Annotated in this window: 1 pseudogene; it reads left to right on the plus strand. The window is 42.0% G+C overall.

Going from position 1 to position 691, the window contains the following annotated elements:
• Positions 1–691, plus strand: a pseudogene (locus JCM17102_RS30840) (RHS repeat-associated core domain-containing protein); the annotation flags it as partial.

Consider the following 691-nt stretch of genomic DNA (forward strand, 5'->3'; position numbering starts at 1 on the left):
GCCGTTGTTCAGTCAGACGCTTAATTATCAGGAATCAATGGCCGGTACTATTCCTTGTTACAACGGTAATATCAGCAGTATGTCCTGGAAGGCGGGAAGTGAAACTGCAGACCGGGGTTATCGTTTTACGTATGACTGTCTTTCCAGACTGAAGGATGCCACTTATGGGGAAGGTAACGATCTTACGACTAACCCCAACCGTTTTAATGAACAGATTACCGGTTATGATAAAATGGGTAATATCCTGAAATTGAAACGTCACGGACAGATTTCTGCAGCGGCTTACGGATTGGTTGATGACCTGAGTTTGACTTATAATGGTAACCAGTTGCTTGCTGGAAAGGATATTGCAACAAGCGGTGTTTATGGTAATGGGACTGATTTTAAGGATGGTGCCAATCAGACAGCAGAGTATGTTTATGATAAAAACGGTAATCTGATTAAAGATTTGAACAAGAATATTAGTAGTATTGGATATAATTGTTTAAATTTGCCTGACCAGGTGATCTTTGGTAATGGTAACAGTATCCTATATAATTATGGGGCGGACGGGACGAAGCTTCGCACTGTACATACAACGGGGGCTACTACCTTGACTACGGATTATTGTGGTAATGCGGTCTATGAGAATGGTGTGCTGAAGATGTTGCTCAATGAGGTGGGGTATGTGAGTTTTCCGGATAGGAAGTTT

Origin of the sequence: Bacteroides faecichinchillae JCM 17102 (assembly GCF_000614145.1) — a bacterium.
Classification (GTDB): Bacteria; Bacteroidota; Bacteroidia; order Bacteroidales; family Bacteroidaceae; genus Bacteroides; species Bacteroides faecichinchillae.